The 16,892-nt window shown below is 53.7% G+C and carries 17 protein-coding genes and 4 pseudogenes; 10 read left to right on the top strand and 11 right to left on the bottom strand.

Annotated elements, in window-relative coordinates; translation table 11 throughout:
• Window positions 1-747: 747 nt before the first annotated feature.
• Both AC1DVE_RS26505 and AC1DVE_RS26500 read right to left on the bottom strand, forming a co-directional pair.
• The gene (locus AC1DVE_RS26505) at window positions 748-1,104 is read right to left on the bottom strand and encodes a hypothetical protein (protein WP_223460681.1); all 357 of its coding nucleotides are present in this window, start codon (window positions 1,102-1,104) and stop codon (window positions 748-750) included.
• 95 nt (window positions 1,105-1,199) lie between these two features.
• The gene (locus AC1DVE_RS26500; RefSeq protein ID WP_223460679.1) at window positions 1,200-1,505 is read right to left on the bottom strand and encodes a DUF4406 domain-containing protein; all 306 of its coding nucleotides are present in this window, start codon (window positions 1,503-1,505) and stop codon (window positions 1,200-1,202) included.
• A gap of 232 nt (window positions 1,506-1,737) precedes the next feature.
• Between AC1DVE_RS26500 and AC1DVE_RS26495 the strand changes: the two genes are divergently transcribed.
• From AC1DVE_RS26495 to AC1DVE_RS26485, 3 genes are all read left to right on the top strand, one after another.
• On the top strand, window positions 1,738-1,923 hold the full coding sequence (locus AC1DVE_RS26495) for a hypothetical protein (RefSeq protein WP_223460677.1): 186 nt from the start codon (window positions 1,738-1,740) through the stop codon (window positions 1,921-1,923).
• Window positions 1,924-1,942: 19 nt separating this feature from the next.
• Window positions 1,943-2,248 (top strand): hypothetical protein, encoded by a 306-nt coding sequence (locus AC1DVE_RS26490; RefSeq protein ID WP_477784327.1) that lies wholly within the window; start codon window positions 1,943-1,945, stop codon window positions 2,246-2,248.
• Window positions 2,249-2,752: 504 nt separating this feature from the next.
• Window positions 2,753-3,070, top strand: coding sequence for a hypothetical protein (locus AC1DVE_RS26485; protein WP_223460671.1), 318 nt, complete (start codon window positions 2,753-2,755; stop codon window positions 3,068-3,070).
• A 167-nt stretch (window positions 3,071-3,237) separates the two neighbouring features.
• On the opposite strand, the pseudogene AC1DVE_RS26480 reads toward AC1DVE_RS26485, so the two are convergent.
• From AC1DVE_RS26480 to AC1DVE_RS26465, 4 pseudogenes are all read right to left on the bottom strand, one after another.
• A pseudogene (locus tag AC1DVE_RS26480) lies at window positions 3,238-4,396 on the bottom strand (transposase); the annotation flags it as partial.
• 64 nt (window positions 4,397-4,460) lie between these two features.
• A pseudogene (locus AC1DVE_RS26475) lies at window positions 4,461-4,661 on the bottom strand (tyrosine-type recombinase/integrase); the annotation flags it as partial.
• 177 nt (window positions 4,662-4,838) lie between these two features.
• A pseudogene (locus tag AC1DVE_RS26470) lies at window positions 4,839-5,093 on the bottom strand (cytochrome d ubiquinol oxidase subunit II); the annotation flags it as partial.
• A pseudogene (locus AC1DVE_RS26465) lies at window positions 5,089-5,421 on the bottom strand (hypothetical protein); the annotation flags it as partial. The pseudogenes AC1DVE_RS26470 and AC1DVE_RS26465, both read right to left, overlap by 5 nt.
• A 615-nt stretch (window positions 5,422-6,036) precedes the next feature.
• Here AC1DVE_RS26465 and AC1DVE_RS26460 point away from each other — a divergent pair.
• From AC1DVE_RS26460 to AC1DVE_RS26435, 6 genes are all read left to right on the top strand, one after another.
• Window positions 6,037-6,642, top strand: coding sequence for a transglycosylase SLT domain-containing protein (locus tag AC1DVE_RS26460; protein ID WP_223460669.1), 606 nt, complete (start codon window positions 6,037-6,039; stop codon window positions 6,640-6,642).
• A 268-nt stretch (window positions 6,643-6,910) separates the two neighbouring features.
• The gene (locus AC1DVE_RS26455; RefSeq protein ID WP_223460667.1) at window positions 6,911-7,801 is read left to right on the top strand and encodes an HpcH/HpaI aldolase family protein; all 891 of its coding nucleotides are present in this window, start codon (window positions 6,911-6,913) and stop codon (window positions 7,799-7,801) included.
• A 69-nt stretch (window positions 7,802-7,870) separates the two neighbouring features.
• Window positions 7,871-8,791 carry a branched-chain amino acid transaminase gene (locus AC1DVE_RS26450; protein ID WP_223460665.1) on the top strand — a complete coding sequence of 307 codons (921 nt, stop codon included), beginning with the start codon at window positions 7,871-7,873 and terminating at the stop codon, window positions 8,789-8,791.
• Between the two features lie 93 nt (window positions 8,792-8,884).
• Window positions 8,885-11,593: an alpha-ketoglutarate dehydrogenase gene (gene mdeB, locus AC1DVE_RS26445; protein ID WP_223460663.1), complete on the top strand. Its 2,709-nt coding sequence runs from the start codon at window positions 8,885-8,887 to the stop codon at window positions 11,591-11,593.
• 94 nt (window positions 11,594-11,687) lie between these two features.
• Window positions 11,688-11,819, top strand: a complete 132-nt coding sequence (locus tag AC1DVE_RS26440; protein ID WP_223460661.1) for an E3 binding domain-containing protein — start codon at window positions 11,688-11,690, stop codon at window positions 11,817-11,819.
• A gap of 178 nt (window positions 11,820-11,997) precedes the next feature.
• Window positions 11,998-12,474 carry an Lrp/AsnC family transcriptional regulator gene (locus AC1DVE_RS26435; RefSeq protein ID WP_477784326.1) on the top strand — a complete coding sequence of 159 codons (477 nt, stop codon included), beginning with the start codon at window positions 11,998-12,000 and terminating at the stop codon, window positions 12,472-12,474.
• A gap of 496 nt (window positions 12,475-12,970) precedes the next feature.
• Here the strand turns inward: AC1DVE_RS26435 and AC1DVE_RS26430 are convergent, their stop codons facing one another.
• Both AC1DVE_RS26430 and AC1DVE_RS26425 read right to left on the bottom strand, forming a co-directional pair.
• Entirely contained in the window at window positions 12,971-13,165 is a 195-nt protein-coding gene (locus AC1DVE_RS26430; protein WP_223460657.1) for a hypothetical protein, read from the bottom strand.
• A gap of 91 nt (window positions 13,166-13,256) precedes the next feature.
• Window positions 13,257-14,099, bottom strand: a complete 843-nt coding sequence (locus AC1DVE_RS26425) for an NAD(P)H-binding protein (RefSeq protein WP_223460655.1) — start codon at window positions 14,097-14,099, stop codon at window positions 13,257-13,259.
• 177 nt (window positions 14,100-14,276) lie between these two features.
• Here AC1DVE_RS26425 and AC1DVE_RS26420 point away from each other — a divergent pair, with 177 nt between their 5' ends.
• The gene (locus tag AC1DVE_RS26420) at window positions 14,277-14,939 is read left to right on the top strand and encodes a TetR/AcrR family transcriptional regulator (protein ID WP_223460654.1); all 663 of its coding nucleotides are present in this window, start codon (window positions 14,277-14,279) and stop codon (window positions 14,937-14,939) included.
• A gap of 161 nt (window positions 14,940-15,100) precedes the next feature.
• Here AC1DVE_RS26420 and AC1DVE_RS26415 read toward each other — a convergent pair whose 3' ends face one another.
• From AC1DVE_RS26415 to modC, 3 genes are all read right to left on the bottom strand, one after another.
• Complete coding sequence (locus AC1DVE_RS26415) at window positions 15,101-15,331, bottom strand: hypothetical protein (protein WP_007975977.1); 231 nt, start codon at window positions 15,329-15,331, stop codon at window positions 15,101-15,103.
• A 130-nt stretch (window positions 15,332-15,461) separates the two neighbouring features.
• Window positions 15,462-15,683 carry a hypothetical protein gene (locus tag AC1DVE_RS26410; RefSeq protein WP_223460652.1) on the bottom strand — a complete coding sequence of 74 codons (222 nt, stop codon included), beginning with the start codon at window positions 15,681-15,683 and terminating at the stop codon, window positions 15,462-15,464.
• A 126-nt stretch (window positions 15,684-15,809) separates the two neighbouring features.
• Window positions 15,810-16,889 carry a molybdenum ABC transporter ATP-binding protein gene (gene modC / locus AC1DVE_RS26405; RefSeq protein WP_223460651.1) on the bottom strand — a complete coding sequence of 360 codons (1,080 nt, stop codon included), beginning with the start codon at window positions 16,887-16,889 and terminating at the stop codon, window positions 15,810-15,812.
• Window positions 16,890-16,892 lie beyond the last annotated feature (3 nt).

Genomic DNA, 16,892 nt, shown 5'->3' with positions numbered 1-16,892 from the left:
GGGTGGCGGCAGAAGGTGGGTGAGTGGAGGTGGCAGTTCGTTTGCTGAAGGCGCCAAGTCGGCGGCTGTTGCGCTGATGCTAATCAGCGTCTTGCGGGTCCGGGTGAAACCGGGTGAATCGGTTTTCTGTGGGCATGGGGATTTCCTTCGCCGATGATCGGCTACAGTTGATAGGTCACTGATATGGAGATCGAATATGAAGTGCTTAATCTGTCAGGCTGCCGCCAGGATTGTTCAAGCGCCTGGAGACTGGTCAGAGGTCAAATGCTCAGCTGGTTGTGGACACTTCAGGGTTTCAGCGAACCTTGTTGCGAAGATGAAGTTCAAGAAGGAATCCTTCGACATCGAACGCACAAGGCGATGGCTTGATATGTCCCGGAATGCGGAGCCTGTGCCATTGATATCGACCTACGATTACAACGTTTCCTTGCTACATCGGGATGCAGAAGAGAGATCTACCAGCCTGCGGAATCGTTCTAGAAAGTCGGTAACTTCAGATTAGATAGAAGTTCTTGCTTCGATCTGGCGAAGGGCATGTTGCACGGCGCTGATGACCGGCTTCATCACCGTCGTGCGCTCATCCTATGGCGGCGCAACAGGTTTGGTTTTCTGTGGGCATGGGGCGTCCTATGCCGGGACTTGCCATTCTTATCGCGGACGACAGGGGCTGGCTGGATCAAAACGATTTCTTCAGGTATGACTTCGTCTTTGTCGCTATAGCGGCTGGCTTTGAAGGGGGAAGTGGTGTTACTTGTGGGGAGATGCGGAGAGTTTGGAGTAAGTGCTGATATCAGTTGTGGCAAGAAGGCTGCGGCCATCTTTGAATTTTGCGTAGAAAGTTATTTCCTTTTCTTTATCACATAGCCACCAGCCCGCAACTAGTCCAATCGGACCTAAAAGCAATGCTCCAGCCAGACTCCATCGAATAACGCTCCCTTTCTTATTAACTATTTCCTCGGTTGCTGTTTCTAAAGTTTCTAGTTTTGAAATGGGTATCTTTATTTCAAGAGAAGGCTTTACTGCGGATTTTAAAATGAACAGTCCAGATTGAAATTCAGCATCACCTGCCAGAAAGTCACCGCATATCACCGTTATCTTCGACATGGTGTTTCTCTTCTGATCAGGTTGAGCCAGCTGATTACTGGGCTCCAAAGGTCCCTGTCAGTCAATCGACTTACGACAAAAGGTGAGACCGACAGTCACCCCATCGATACCAGATCATTGGGATTCACAACCGTCATGCCGAGGCGTTCAGCGATCAGCACTTCGAGGCAGGCGCCCTTTGAATGCTCCCAACCCGGGAGCGTGGCCACCGTGTCGCAGTACACCAGGGCGGCGATGTCGCGCCGCATGCAGTCATTCCAGGAGCCGCCGTCAGGGTTGAGTTCGGCGTGGTTGGTGACGGTGTGGCCATCGGCGTGCAGGCTGGCGGTCATTGCGGCGAAGGCGGGAAAGATGGGGTGGGGCAGGCCGGTCATGGGGCCGCTGAGGTAGATGCGCTTCATGAGCCTCCACGTCTGGCTGGCGGAACACTGGAAGGGCGCCGGCCTGCTCGCGAACTGACTGCATACCCGCTTCGTCGTAACCCCAGATGTTGCTGTCATTGAACCATTCAGGTCCGAGATAGCCAGGGTTTAGCGGCTCACCGGTGCAGATGTAATCGCGGAACTCTTTGACCAAGTCGCGCAGCGTTCCGCCGTGGGTGAACCCGCGCCATTTCCCGCCCCACACCGTATCATGCGTGAAGATCCGCTTGCCGCTGTAGTCAATACCGGTGCTGGCACCGCCGCCACCGGCGAACAGGTCAACTACCAGTTCTTTTTCGAATGGCAGGCCCATGCTTGGCTGTCCATGGAGGAAAAGGGGTTTCTTCTGCTGTACGGACATAGGTGTGCCTCGTCGCCAAACGGCTACAGTGTTTGAGGGGTAGGGTGGAGGATTGATGATGCTGAAAGGTGCTGAGGATTCGGAGCGAATCGCTGAGTTCTATGAGTACATCCGGGATAACGGATGTAAGAGAGGCCTTCGCTTTATTGGTTGGCAACTTCACCTGTTTAAAAACGGTCACCTGCCGGGTGTCGCCACAGAAAGAGGTCCGGTCCATTGCTGTCGACCTGAATGGCGAATGGTGCTTTTCGATCATGCCTTCTCAGAAAAAACTGGTTTTTCAGTGGCGTCCGCCAGTAATCAAGATGAAGCGGTACAAAAAGGACATGCTGAAGGCGCAGTTTTCCGACAGCTTCACTGATGACTCGCACAAGGTAGGTGACGAGCACTGGGCCATAAAGGTTGAGACGAGAGCTGACGCTTTGCTGCTCATTCGCAACCTTAGCCTCCAATCTCCGCCGGCTGGCGTGATTCGTTGAAGTGGGGTATTTGTGCTCGGCCCGGCATGGAACCGGGTCAAGGAGAGATCAATGCTTCATTCAAGCCATAAAGGGCGCGTGTTCACTATCTACTTTGAGGCCTATTCGAACGGCTTCACCTCAAGGCTCAAAATTGAAGGACTTCCACCCCGGAAGTACGCTGACAAGATTTGGAAGGATCGCGAACAGGCCAAAATTGATGTAAGCAACGACGCAAGACAAATGATTGACGACCTTCGGATCTAGGCGCCGCTCCCGCCCAGGGTGCGGCGGTACGGTGTGTATCAGGTGGCGCCGTCTTCCGTGACCGGATGCGGTGGCGAGATGTGAGTTTGTGGGCTATTGGTTGATAACCCGGAATGAGCCTGGAAGACAGGGAGCTACTAATGAAAACGCTGATAGTTGATCACTCTTGGACCAAAATCATCGAACGAGATGAGTTCGCCAAGGTCGCGCTGGCGGCAAAGATTGAGCAGATCGAAGAAATCGAAGCTGCCATTCGAGCGGTTGAAGGTGAAGAGGCAGCCCGCAATGCTCTAAATGATGGCTTGATAAAGCATGCATTAACGCGCTGCCTGGAGAACTTGCAGGGATCTGCATCCGTAACAGAGCAGGACTACTGGGTCTGTTACGAGTTTGCGACAACCGCTGCGAAGAATGCAGAGCGAATCATTGACGAAGAGCTTTCGCACGTAGGGTCGTGATCGTAGGCGCCGCCTTCCGTGACCGGATGCGACAGTGGGGTGATGGAAGTTTGTGAGTAGGTGCGTATGATTTGGCTTTCTGAACTAGCCAGGAGGCTTTATGTCGTTTTTTCGAGCTGCACAGTGTTTCGCTTCAGCCCAAGACGCGCTTACACCTGTAGTGGTCAACTGATCCCGGACACGACGTTAAGTTTTTTCTCGGCCTGAGCCGGAGCCAGCCCACCGTTGAATTGGTGCGGTCGAATCCAGTTATACCGATGCATCAGGTAGTGGCTGATGTCTCGGTGCGCTTCTTGGGTTGTCATGTAGCCCACGGTCGGTATCCACTCAGTTTTCAAACTCCGGAACACGCGTTCCATCGGCGCATTATCCCAGCAGTTTCCCCGACGACTCATGCTCTGGCGCATGCGGTAACGCCAGAGCCGTTGGCGAAACTGTCGGCTGCCATATTGCGAACCCTGATCCGAGTGAAACAGCAGTCCCTGAGGCCTGCCTCGCTGCTCGTAAGCCATATCCAGCGCTTTGATGACCAGATCCGCATCCGGCTTGTTCGACAACGCCCAGCCCACAATTCGACGTGCACAAAGATTCAGGACGGCCGCCAGGTAGTGCCATTTCCCCTGTGCCCAGATGTAGGTGATGTCGCCACACCAGACTTGATTGGGCGCCGGCACATCAAACTCCCGATTCAAGATGTTCGGAATATCAGGTCGCTCGACCGTCGCTTGTTTGTAGGCATGTGATCCAGGTTGTTTGCTGACTAATGCCAGTTCCGCATCAGGCCACGCACCTTGAACCGCCCGATTTGCTCGCCGTCTTCTTGCATCATCGACACGATGCTGCGGCTACCGGCAGCGCTTCGACTTTGCGTAAACAGTTCGTTGACCCGACTGCGCAACCGAAGCCGCTCAACGTCCGGAGATCGGCGACTGAGGCGATGGGCGTAGTAACACGAACGAGTGATGTCAAAGACCGCGCAAAGCCAATCGACCGGTTCCTGGGCACTTAACTGATCAATCAGCGTGTGCGCTCGTGCTCTTCCGACATCAAGAGCGCGGTAGCCTTTTTTAAAATGGATTTCTCCCGCTCAAGGCCAGCGATTCGAGCTTCCAGTTCTTGAATTTTCTGCTGCTCAGGCGTCAAGGCTTTGCTCTGCGGAGTAAGGCCGTTGCGCTCCTGCTGGAGTTGGTTAACCCAGCGACGCAAAGCAGACTCGACCACCCCAAGCGAGCGGCAGGCTTCGGTATGGCTATAGCCTTGATCGAGCACGAGGCCTGCGGCCTCGCGTTTGAACTCAGCGGAAAAGGAACGACGTTGCTTGGTCATCAGACACCTCTATCTGGCGAGCATTCTCGCCTAAATGGGTGTCCGGTTTCATTAGACCACTACACTTGTGTTCTGACTTTCCGGACATGATTCGATCAATCAAAACCTTCAGTTCTCCCGTGATCCCAATCCGCCGCTTGGTGTTTGTTTTCGCTTGTAGCACCCAAATTTGCCCATCTCGAATGTCTCGCGCGTCCATACGTCGTGTGTCAGTCACCCGCTGACCGGTCAAGTAGGCAAGACCCATCGCATCCCGAAGGCCGGTACCGAGAGGATGATTTGCTTTTTTTTCCGGACTTGTCAGAGCGCTCCAAGGGTCAACTCCATCGCCAGTGCAGCGGACAACGCCAGCATCATCAGCAACGCGATAAACATTAGGCCCAACTGAGCGACCTGCTTATAAAGGGGCATCGGCCTTTTCGTGATTCGAGCAATTGATTTATCAGAGGAAGCCATCATCAATTCTCACTTTTCCGCGGAACACGTAATAGCCCCAGAAGGTGTACATCAGGATCACCGGCAGGATGAACAGCGCGCCGATCAGGGCGAACAGCCGACTGGAGGCCGGTGATACTGCCGGCCACAGGCTGGCGGATGGCGGGATGGTGTTCGGCCAGATGCTCAGTGCCAGGCTGATGTAAGCGAGGAACATCAGCACCAGGGTGAACAAAAACGGCCAGTGCGTATGACTTTGGCGCCGGCAGTGTCGGGTCGAGTTTTTCCGTGGCGAATTCTTCGAGCAACAGCACTTGCCGAGTGTACGGCTGAGCCCCGAAAAATGGACTGGGCTTGCCGTTGGTGGGGATTTTGAATGGCGTCTGCGAGTTTGGTGGAGGCACGTTGTCGGCCCGTGGCGTGTTCCGGTCACCGAACACGCCGTTGCGCAGGACAATCGCGCCTTGGTTGGCGGGTGATAAGGTCAGCACATCCAGCGCGGCCTTGGGGACGGTAAGGAGCATCGCACAGGGCGGGCTTGACCTGAGCAGCAAGGCAATGGAGCAGCATGGCGGTGTCACGCGTTTCATTTTTCACCCCTCGCGTCATGCCGAATCTGGCGAGCCCCGCCGTCATCCATGATGTCCGGGACGACAGCTGTTGCGGGTACCAGGGGGGCTGCAACTAATGAGCCATTTCAATAGGGCGAAGAAAAAGCTCAAATTAATTAACAGGCTGTTTCTGAGTCTTTCAAGCGAGAGAAAGGGTGAAGAGGGGACCATTCCTCAAATTAGGTGGTAAACGCCCGGTTGGGTGGGTGTAATGCCCCATTTTTGGAGATAGTAGCGACCCTATTTCTCCGAGCGCTTTTGGTAGGGGCTGCTTGCCCTGAGGCGACGTGGATTTAACTGTTCTGGGTGATAGCCATCACCCTCACCCCGTTACGCTTGCGAATGTAGTGCCCAGTCATGCCCACGTAAAAAGGACTACCTCAAGCATGAAAGCCTTGCAGGATTCGGCTTTGCAGCTGGTTGACCAAAGAATTCCCCTGGTTAACTCTGCAATAGGGACTTACAAAGCAATCTCTCAATAAGGGTGACGCGGTCAAGATCAATGTCTTCTGACGATTTTGCCTGCACCTGCCTGACTCTGGCTCCTTGCAGTAAACGGAGGGCACCTTATGCCCTTATTTTTGAGGATGATGAATGAAACAAGGACAAGTTTTGTTGTTGGCTTTGTTGTTTATGTTTTTGACAGGTTGCACGACTATGCCACCAAAAGATCAAAGCAATCTCTGCAGTATTTACCGTGAGTATCCCGACTGGTATGAGGACTCACTGGAAATGCAGAGTGAATATGGAACGCCTCTGCATGTGGCCATGGCGATCATGAAGCAGGAAAGCAGCTACGTGGCGGACGCATTGCCGCCTCGTGACTACCTGCTCTGGGTGATCCCTTGGGGACGAGTCAGTTCGGCTTACGGTTATGCGCAGGCTCAAGATCCGGTGTGGGGTGAGTACAAGGACGATACTGGCAACGGTGGTTCGCGTGACAGCTTCGACGACGCGATCATGTTTATCGGCTGGTACGCCACTGGCACTCAGCGTCAGCTCGGTATCTCCCAATGGGACACCTACAATCAGTACCTGGCTTACCACGAGGGGCGTGGGGGCTTTAGCCGCAATTCCTATCGCAGTAAACCGTGGCTGATGCAGGTTGCCCAGAAAGTGCAAAAGCAGTCAGAAATTTACAGCGCGCAACTCAAGCAATGCCGCCAGGAACTGGAAGATGATCGGAGTGGGTGGTTTTAGCGTGGCAGATGGGTGATTAACCCGACGTAAAATTTGGCGACTCGACCGGGTGCGTCGATCTGACCTTCACTGCCAAGATCTCTCGATTCAACGATTTCTGTCGTTACAAATAACCCAAATGTACTCAATGGTTCTGGCATGTCGGTTAACTAAAAACGTCTGTGTGAGTTTTGGGCGAGTACCGTTTCGGCGGTATTCCACTGAATTTCACCAACATCAGCATGACGATTTCGCGGATGCCAAAAAAGTGGAATGAATGTTCTGTCGCATGTCGTTTCTGTTAATGAAAATGCGCAAAAAATACCCCTGGTATTTGCCTAACATGAGCCATCGATTACCGCCGCATCACGATGCCAGGAGATCTGCCATGGGCTTTGTAAATCCAATCAAGCACAGTTTGAAAAACGCTAAACCAACCCTCGGTTGTTGGCTGACGCTCGCGAGCCCTGCGGTCGCTGAACTGATTGCTCATTGCGGTTTTGATTGGTTAGTCATCGATGCCGAGCACGGCCCTAGTGATACCCAGGATATTGCTGCTCAACTTAGAGCCATTGATGCGGCGGGTTTTAATGGGGCAAGAGCCGTAGGTGCAGTACGAGTAACCGCCAATGATCCTTCTTTGGTCAAGCGCGCCATGGATTGTGGGGCACAGACTATTGTCTTCCCGAACATTAACGGTGCGGCTGACGCGCAAGCCGCAGTGGCATCGATGTTATTCCCACTACCAGATCAAAGTGGTGTCAGAGGCGTCGCCGGAATGGTCAGAGCGGGGGCGTATGGGCTGGACAGTAACTATGTCAAATCCGCAAACAACCAGGCTTGTGCGATTGTCCTGATCGAGTCAGTGGAAGGGCTAGAGAACGTCGACTCTATAGCTGAAGTCGAGGGCGTTGACTGCCTGTTTATTGGTACGGCTGATTTGTCTGCAAGCATGGGGCTACTGGGGCAGACCAGGCACGATGATGTCAAGGCTGCGGTAGAGAGAGTCTTGACAGCTGCCCGCAAGCATTCCAAAGCAGTAGGAATCTTTGCGACCTCGGTGGAAGAAGCCCGCCAGTACAGGGAAAAGGGCGTGACCTTTATCGCACTTCACTCGGATACAGGTTGGTTGACCAAGGGGGCGACAGACGCCTTGGATGCTCTCAACTTAAAAAGATAATACCGAATTGAACATCGAGTGGTATCGATGAGTATTTGTTGTTTTCATTGTTTGTATTGGAGGTTGTAAATGTCGATGTCAGATCGTGATGGGAAAATCTGGAAAGATGGCGAGTTAGTTGAATGGCGGGAGGCCAAAACTCACATTTTGACCCATACTCTTCATTATGGCATGGGCGTGTTCGAGGGCATGCGCGCATACGAAACTGTGCGTGGCCCTGCAATCTTTCGTCTGAAAGAGCATATTCGTCGTCTTTTTAACTCGGCTAAAATTTTTCAGCTGGAAGTTCCGTTCGATGAAGAAACTATTCGTAACTCGTGCGAAGAAGTCATTCGAGCAAACAAGTACGACGCTTGCTATCTACGTCCTTTGGTTTGGGTCGGTTCAGACTTTCTGAGTATCGCAGCAAAAAACAACACAATTCATGTCGCCACAGCTGCATGGCCCATGGGATCTTACTTAGGGGAGGAGGGCATGGAAAAAGGCATTCGAGTAAAAACATCGTCTTTCACCCGCCATCACGTCAACGTTTCCATGGTGCGTGCAAAAGCTTGTGGCTATTACATCAACTCCATCCTGGCTAACCGAGAGGTTACTTCGCTGGGGTTTGACGAGGCGCTATTGCTAGATACCGAGGGTTATGTGAGTGAGGGTGCGGGCGAGAATATTTTCATGGTTCGAGACGGGGTTATTTACACTCCCGATCTGGCGTCTTGCCTTGATGGCATAACCCGTGACTCGGTTATGCTAATTGCTCGGGATTTGGGCTTCGAAATTCGGGAGAAACGAATCACTCGCGACGAACTGTATTGCTGCGATGAGGCGTTCTTTACAGGTACCGCTGCTGAAGTAACACCTATTCGAGAGCTCGATGGTCGGACAATCGGTGCGGGCTCGCGAGGCCCTATCACTCAGCAGCTTCAAGAGGTCTACTTTTGCGCAGTACATGGAACTAATGAAAAGTACGCTCATTGGTTGACCTATGTTTGATGGTCGGGTGACCAGGATGTCGCGGCTATTGCTGGAGCCACAGTCAACTATTCCTAATGGTGGCTAGACTTCTTGATGTGAGGTGAGATAACCATGAATAGTTCCCAGCACGGTACTCCTGAAAGTTTGGAGTTTTCCACCAGCGAAAGCGACACGCAGGAGTCTGCAGAGTGGCGTGATGCGCTACTTTCCTTGATTGAAAATAGCGGCCCTGAGAGGGCCCGCGAAATCATCGATGAGCTGGTCAGTCTCGTCCGTGATCCCGGCATTGGCTGGAAACCTACGCTGGTTACGCCCTACGTCAACACCATCCCCGTGACAAAGCAGCCTGCATTCCCAGGCGATTTGGCAATCGAGGAGCGCCTGTCATCGATAATTCGGTGGAATGCTCTAGCCATGGTCGTACGTGCTAACCAGGCATATGGGGACTTGGGTGGTCATATTGCCAGCTACGCGAGTGCGGCTGATTTGTTCGAGGTTGGTTTTAACCATTTCTTCAGAGCGAGGAGCGACTCTTTTGGTGGCGATTTGGTCTTCTATCAGCCTCATTCGGCACCAGGAGTTTACGCGCGAGCCTTTCTTGAGGGACGGCTGGGAGAAGAGAACCTTCAGCATTACCGGCAGGAGATTACCGCTTCTAGCCAAGGGGTACAGGGCTTGTCCAGCTATCCACACCCTTGGTTAATGCCGGACTTCTGGCAGTTTCCGACGGGATCGATGGGCATCGGCCCAATTAGTTCGATCTTCCAGGCCCGATTCATGCGGTATCTTCACAACCGTGGCCTGTTAAACACATCTGAGCGAAAAGTGTGGGGCGTTTTCGGTGACGGTGAGATGGATGAACCGGAAAGCATGTCAGCTCTTACTTTGGCTGCAAGGGAGGGTCTGGATAACCTGATCTGGGTAGTCAATTGCAATCTTCAACGGTTAGATGGGCCGGTGCGAGGCAATGGGCGAATCATCGACGAGCTGGAAGCATTGTTTGTCGGGGCTGGCTGGAACGTCATAAAACTGGTTTGGGGGTCTGATTGGGACGGGCTTTTCGCCCGTGACACTGACGGAAGCCTGGTGCGGGCCCTTTCGGAAACCGTTGATGGGCAGTTCCAGACTTTTGCGGCGAAAGACGGACGTTACAGCAGGGATCATTTCTTTGGTCAAAACGAAGCATTGGCAAAGCTTGCCCAAGGTTTCACAGACGAACAAATCGATCGGCTGAAACGTGGCGGCCACGATATGGTGAAGATCTATGCCGCCTACCACGCTGCTTCTGTTCATAAGGGCCAGCCTACCGTGGTTCTTGCCCAGACCAAAAAAGGTTATGGGATGGGCGAAGCCGGCCAAGGGAAGATGACGACTCATCAGCAAAAGAAGCTTGATCGCGAAACCCTTATTGGCTTTAGAAATCGATTCAATCTTCCTTTGACTGATGAGCAGGTTGAGACTCTCTCGTTCTACAAGCCTGCCGATGATAGTCGTGAAATTCGCTATCTCCTTGAGCGTCGCCAAAGCCTTGGGGGCTTTACGCCAAGCCGGCAAACGAATGTTCCTGTGGTCGCGGTACCCGGATTGGATGTTTATGCAAGCTTTGCCACCAAAGCGCAAGGCAAGGAAATGTCCACGACCATGGCTTTTGTCAGGATGCTCAGTAGCTTGCTAAAAGATCCTGTTTTGGGACGGCGTGTGGTTCCCATTGTGGCAGATGAAGCCCGGACGTTCGGGATGGCGAATCTGTTCAAGCAAATCGGTATCTATTCCAGCGTCGGTCAGCATTATGAGCCAGAGGACATTGGCTCGATTCTGAGCTATCGAGAGGCGCTGGATGGTCAAATACTCGAAGAGGGTATCAGCGAAGCGAGTGCCATCAGCTCCTGGGTGGCAGCGGCAACTAGCTATGCTACCCATGGTCTGCCCATGCTGCCGTTCTACATCTATTACTCAATGTTCGGTTTTCAGCGAGTCGGCGATCTCATTTGGGCGGCAGCTGATCAGAGGGCTAGAGGCTTTCTGCTCGGAGCCACGGCAGGCCGTACAACCTTGGGCGGGGAAGGTCTGCAGCATCAAGATGGCAGTAGTCATTTGATGGCTGCTCTGGTGCCAAATTGCAGAGCTTATGACCCCGCATTTGCTGGTGAATTTGCCGTAATTCTAGACCATGGCATGCGTCAGATGCTGGAGGAGCAGGTTGATGAGTTCTACTACGTCACCCTTATGAATGAGAACTACGCTCAGCCCAGCCTGCCGACGGATGTTGAGAAAGACATCATCAAAGGCATGTACCTCTTCTCAGAACAAAAGTGTGGAGCGGAATCGAACAAAGTTCGGCTGCTCGGATCAGGAACCATCTTGCGAGAAGTGATGGCTGCAGCAGAACTCCTGAGCGCAGATTGGCAGGTCGATTCCGAGGTCTGGAGTGTCACGAGTTTTACAGAGCTCGCCAGGGACGCCAGAGGAGTAGAACGCTGGAACCGGCATCATCCTGAAGGCGATCAGAAGACTAGCCATGTGAGTGAGTGTTTGCCGAAGGGGACTCCAATCATTGCTGCGACCGATTACGTGCGCGCGCTTGCGCAACTTATTGGTTCCTATGTTGAGGATCACTATGTCGTTCTGGGTACCGATGGTTTTGGTCGCAGCGATACTCGCACAGCTTTACGCAAATTTTTTGAAGTCGACCGACATCAGATAGTCCTGAGCGCCCTGTGGGGCTTGGTGCACGAAGGGCAACTTAGTGCTGAAATCTGTTCTCGTGCAATTGAAAAATACGACATTGGATTTGATGAAACAGCCCCTTGGGAATGTTGATGTGAATTTGTGAGGGGGCATCGAAATTGCTTTCGCCCATTATTCCCAATAACGCTATCAGGCAAACATTAAGAAAGTAGTTTCCAATGAAATTTTGCCGTTCGCTTCACCATCAGTTCGTAAGTTAGCCCGGGAGCTTGGGGTGCCACTGAATGAAATTAATTGTATGTCGGGATTTCGGATTTTTAGCAAATTTAACCTTTGCCGCGCCTCGGGTTTAAACTGATATTATTGCTTAACCGAGAACTAGTCCCTTGTGGGGTCGCCTCAAGGCAGCGGGCTCCCAGCCCAGTATGTAAACCAATGAGAAGATACTACGGCTTTCTTGAAAAAACTTATGCTAAAATCCCTTGCTCTATTGAAAGGATATGGAATGTATATTCTGTATTTTTGGGGTTTTTGAAATGATCATGCCAAAGGTTAAGATAGACGCTACGGATCGCCGCATATTGGCGGCACTCCAGCGGGATGCAAGACTGTCGAGTGCGGAGCTTGCTGAGCTGGTATCACTGAGCGCATCTCCATGTTGGAGACGGGTCAAAAGACTTGAAGAAATAGGTCTGGTGCGAGGCTATCATGCCAGCATTAATACCGAAATGCTTGGTTACGCTATTACTGCCTTTGTACAGGTATCCCTGGATCAAAAGGATACTACCCATATGAAGGCTTTCGAGGAGTCGATAACTTCTTTTGAGCAGGTTATAGCCTGMCACTGCATTTCAGGGGTTTATGATTACCAGTTAACGGTCTTGGCAACTGATTTGGCTGAATTCAGTGAGTTTGCCAGAAACAATATAAATKGTTTTCCAGGTGTCAAAGACGTTTGCACCTCCTTTGTCGTAAAGGAAGTTAAAACGCCAGTGAATTTGATGGTCGGGTAGTAGGGAGTATGTATCTAACCTGTTTGAAGTGCATGCGACTTGCCAAGCGCTTATCAGCTTTGCTTCTGACTTGTACTTATTGCTGTAAAAAAATCCCCGCACCTCCTGGGGGAAGATGCGGGGCAAAATAGTACACATGGTGAGGAGGGTCAGCCTCTTCAAATGCAGGCTGGGCTGCATTCGAAGCATCCGTCAAAGGCGTCACCTGTAAGTCCTACCTTAGCCGCCCCTCCTCGATGCGCATTCAAAGCCAAARGAGCGGAGTAGGGAAATTAATAGTTATCAAAAATAGATTAATGAGAGTTGGAACAACATCGGACACAGAGCATACGTTGGCACTTGAAACAGGTGGATTTTCCGGACCGCAAGGGTGTGCCGGTTCGATTCCAGTGTCGGGCACCACGTAAAATCAAGGGCTTGCAAGCGAAAACTGATGCAAGCCCTTGTTTGTTTCTGCTCCATTATTTCTATCTTGATCGTGGTTGCCTGATGCTTTTCAGGATGCCGGGTCTGCCTTGCGGCGATCGCTGCCGGTTGGGTTGCCGGTATCGATCAGCCTTCTTTCCAGCAGTACGTTTTCCAAGGCCTGGCGGTCTGACGGGTTCATTTGATGTTCTCGCTCCTTGAGTTCCAACAGGATCGGGCTGGACCACTGGCGGTAGGTTTGTTCAGCACTACGATTGGGTGACATGGGTACCTCCTTGATCAGGCTCCTGCCAATAAAGGCGCCGCAGTTCGATACGCAAAAACCCTAGTCGACGAAGCAGGTTCTCGCCACTGCTTTACGTCGGACTTCCATTTCCCCAGATTCCCGTAGCGGCAGTGCGCTGTACGTAGTCGCTAAAGTCGCGGGCCGGCCGACCCAGTGCCCGCTGCACGCCATCGGCCACGGGTGTGTTGCGACCGTCCAGCACAGTCGTGACCAGATACAACACCAGATCGATAAACTCCGGGGGAAGTTGTTCCTGTTCCATTGCCTGTCGGTAGGCGTCCGGCGGTACGGCCACGAATTCGATGTTGCGCCGGGTGGTGCGGGCAATCTCGGTCACGGCTTGAGCAAAGGTCAACGCCCGAGGGCCGGTCAATTCATAGAGCTGGTCGGTGTGTCCGGTTTGGGTCAGTGCTGCGACGGCACACTCGGCGATGTCTTCTGCATCGACAAAGGGTTCGGCGACCTGGCCGACGGGGAGTGCGAGTTCACCTTGCACAATGGGTTCAAGAAAGTGTGCCTCGCTGAAATTCTGGCAAAACCAGCTGGCCCGCAGAATCGTCCAGTCAATCCCGCTGTCCTGTACGACGCGTTCGGCCTGTTCCGCTTCAACTTCGCCGCGCCCGGATAACAAAACCAGTTTGCGGACTCCGCTTTTCACCGCCAGGTCGGTGAAAGCCTGGATGGTTTCAAGGGCGCCTGGAACGGCGAGATCAGGTTGAAAGGAAATGTAGGCCGCATGAACACCATCTATCACGGCGTCCCAGGTTGATCGATCCTCCCAGTCGAAGGGTGGATTGGCGTCGCGCGAGCCCCGGCGAACGGGCAGGCCGGCCGCTTCGAGCCGTTGTGTAATACGCCGTCCGGTTTTGCCGGTGGCACCGAGGACCAGCGTGATTGGTTGGGCATTTTTCATCGCGTTCATCTCCATCGGTTAATGTGAGTGTAACTCACGTTTAAAAGATGATAGATGCTCATGTTTTTCCGTCAACCCATCAGATCGAATTCCCCGACGTGTGGCATCCGTTATTGGGCGCGGCGAGCGGCGATGCTAAGGTGAGTACATGTCATGTTATTGAACGGGAATTCGCTCGTGCGCAAGAAGCCCTCTGAAACCCTCGAACAGCCTGCTGCGCAAGCGGTTCGACGTCATCCCACGCAACAGCGCAGCCGCGATCGTCAGGAGCGGATTCTGGCCATGGCCACTCAATTGATCGCGGACAAAGGCAGCGACCAACTCAAGATGAGTGAAATCGCCGAGTGCTCCGAGATCTCGATCGGCTCCCTTTATCAGTATTTCCCTGACAAGAGCTCCGTCATCCGGATGCTGGCCGAACGTTACAACGCTGAGAGCCGTCGTTGCATTACAGAGGCAATGGAGGCCGTCGAGGATGCTGAGGGCTTGCATGCCGCCTATTCGCAGTTGCTCGATCAGTATTACGAGATCGTGATGGCGACACCGGTGATGCGTGACATCTGGTCCGGCATGCAGGCCGACAAGCAGTTGCTGCAGCTGGAACTGGGGGAGAGCCGGATTGCCGGAGCGCTGCTCGCCCAGGCCATGCTTCGTGTATTTCCGGAAAGCGATGAGCAACAGGTTCAGGAATCCGCGTTTTTGATCTGGCACCTGGGCGAGGCGACCATGCGCCTGGCGGTTACTTGTGCGCCAGAGGAGGGGCGCGCACTGGTCGAGGCGTTCAAACGCATGTCCCTGCGCGAGGTCATGGAGCCAGCGCGCAAGGGCGTCGACAAGTAATGAGGTCTCTCGATTGGTTTTGGGCAACAAAAATCCCGACACCAGGTCGGGTTGTGAGAAAGGATGGAAATCCAGCAGGCAGCCAAACGTTCGGAGACGTCACTGTCACCGATCATGCTGCCCGAATCGGGCCTGTCCTCGTACCGCAAATCCGTGACGGATCATCTGAACCGAGGCAGAGGCCGGTCGACAGGCTGGAGAGACGACAGCGTGTGCCGGATCAGCGGCGTGTCCTTTTCGATATCGTTCAGGCGATCACGAATTCTGAGGGCGGTGGGGTGTCCGCCTTGATGATCGACCCAGTCGGCGATTTCCTTGCAGGCGGCGGCCAGGCGAGCCTGACGCGAGTCCAGCAAAGTGAGCAGGGTGGTGATGGACTCTTTTTCGGACATGGGAAACACCTCCGTTCAAGAAACCTGGGAGTGGCAGCAAAAAGCCCGCCTGGAGCGAGCTTTCTGCCGAAAGGGTTACTGATCCTTCAACTATTTCAGTATAGCCCCGTTAAAAAATGGTGACGAGCCGTCAACTTTGTCGGGCTGTCACTTGTGATTTAGCGTTCAACTGACGGCAAACACGCACGGCATCTTCTTCAACTTCGTAGCCATCGCCGATAAAGCCCTGGGTGCGGGTATCGGCGATGCGGTACCAGACCGCAGCGTCCGGTGGCAGGTGGTCAATTTCACCCTCACGGCGGCCATGGATGATGATCTTGTTGCAACGCTTCACGACGAAAATGTCTTCCATGGCGTCTCCGCAGCTGATTCGTGTTCAGTTCAACTATAGAAGCCATTGGTGATCGTGCAAAAAATAGACAAGTTAATTCGTCGGTTCAGGCAGTGACCTCTGTCCGGTGCAGCCGTGCCGGCGGATTTACGCCAGCACCGCGACCGCTTTTATTTGTGCCCAGAGTTGTTGGCCAGGATGGACGTTCAGTTGATCGCGAGAAAATCGCGTGATCCGCGCCAGCAGTGGCGTGCCCGCAGCGTCCAGGCGAATCAGCACATGGGCGGCGTTGTCGGCGTTCATTTCACTGACGACGGTGACTGGCAGGCGATTGAGAATGCTGCTGTGCCCGGCATTGTCCAGGCTCAGGCTCACATCCCGCGCCTGGACCTTGCAGCGCAGTGCCTGGCCCTTATCCAGCGGCGTATGAGGCACACGAATGTCGAGGGTGGTGTCGGGCAGTTGCAGGCTGAGCAATTGGTAGTCGGCGTCATAGGCGCTGACGCGACCTTCGATCACCACACCGGCGTCATCCCCCATTGCCAGCGGCAAATCGAGGCGTGCCAGGGTCTGGCCGATCGGGCCGCTGGCCAGCGCCTTGCCGTTGCTGAGCAACACGATATGGTCGGCCAGCCGCGCGACCTCATCCTGGGAGTGGCTGACGTACAGCACCGGGATGTCGAGTTCGTCGTGCAGGCGTTGCAAGTAGGGCAGGATTTCACTTTTGCGTTGAGCATCCAGCGCGGCCAGTGGCTCATCCATCAACAACAGTTTCGGGCTGGTGAGCAAGGCGCGGGCGATACCGACGCGCTGCCGCTCACCGCCTGAAAGGTGTTGTGGGTGCCGGTCCAGCAGATGGCTGATGCCCAGCAATTCGGTGGCGTGGGCCATGTCGACCCGACGCTGGGACTTCGGGATGCGCTTGAGACCGAACGCCAGGTTGGCCAGCACCGATAGATGAGGAAACAGGCTGGCTTCCTGGAACACGTAGCCCAGCGCGCGCTTGTGCGGCGCGACGAAGATCTTGTGTTCGCTGTCCTGCCAGACTTCATCGTTGACCTGGATAAAGCCTTGATCGGCCCGCTCCAGGCCGGCGATGCAGCGCAGGCAAGTGGTTTTACCCGAGCCGGAATGACCGTAAAGCGCAGTGACGCCACGGCCCGGCAGCTGCAGGTCGACGTCCAGGGCGAAGCCCGAATAACGTAGTTTCAGACGCATTTGAATCATCGA

It is taken from the genome of Pseudomonas sp. P4_B4, from assembly GCF_056402255.1.
The sequence above is the reverse complement of the archived record's forward strand: the minus strand, read 5'-3'. Positions and strand labels throughout refer to the sequence as shown.

Coding starts and splice junctions, on each gene's coding strand:
- AC1DVE_RS26500 (WP_223460679.1), bottom strand. CDS start 1,505: ATGAAGCGCATCTACCTCAGCGGCCCCATGACCGGCCTGCCCCACCCC.
- AC1DVE_RS26460 (WP_223460669.1), top strand. CDS start 6,037: ATGAAACAAGGACAAGTTTTGTTGTTGGCTTTGTTGTTTATGTTTTTG.
- AC1DVE_RS26455 (WP_223460667.1), top strand. CDS start 6,911: ATGTCGTTTCTGTTAATGAAAATGCGCAAAAAATACCCCTGGTATTTG.
- AC1DVE_RS26485 (WP_223460671.1), top strand. CDS start 2,753: ATGAAAACGCTGATAGTTGATCACTCTTGGACCAAAATCATCGAACGA.
- AC1DVE_RS26490 (WP_477784327.1), top strand. CDS start 1,943: ATGATGCTGAAAGGTGCTGAGGATTCGGAGCGAATCGCTGAGTTCTAT.
- AC1DVE_RS26495 (WP_223460677.1), top strand. CDS start 1,738: ATGCGTGAAGATCCGCTTGCCGCTGTAGTCAATACCGGTGCTGGCACC.
- AC1DVE_RS26415 (WP_007975977.1), bottom strand. CDS start 15,331: ATGTCCGAAAAAGAGTCCATCACCACCCTGCTCACTTTGCTGGACTCG.
- AC1DVE_RS26505 (WP_223460681.1), bottom strand. CDS start 1,104: ATGTCGAAGATAACGGTGATATGCGGTGACTTTCTGGCAGGTGATGCT.
- modC (WP_223460651.1), bottom strand. CDS start 16,889: ATGATTCAAATGCGTCTGAAACTACGTTATTCGGGCTTCGCCCTGGAC.
- AC1DVE_RS26450 (WP_223460665.1), top strand. CDS start 7,871: ATGTCGATGTCAGATCGTGATGGGAAAATCTGGAAAGATGGCGAGTTA.
- mdeB (WP_223460663.1), top strand. CDS start 8,885: ATGAATAGTTCCCAGCACGGTACTCCTGAAAGTTTGGAGTTTTCCACC.
- AC1DVE_RS26425 (WP_223460655.1), bottom strand. CDS start 14,099: ATGAAAAATGCCCAACCAATCACGCTGGTCCTCGGTGCCACCGGCAAA.
- AC1DVE_RS26410 (WP_223460652.1), bottom strand. CDS start 15,683: ATGGAAGACATTTTCGTCGTGAAGCGTTGCAACAAGATCATCATCCAT.
- AC1DVE_RS26430 (WP_223460657.1), bottom strand. CDS start 13,165: ATGTCACCCAATCGTAGTGCTGAACAAACCTACCGCCAGTGGTCCAGC.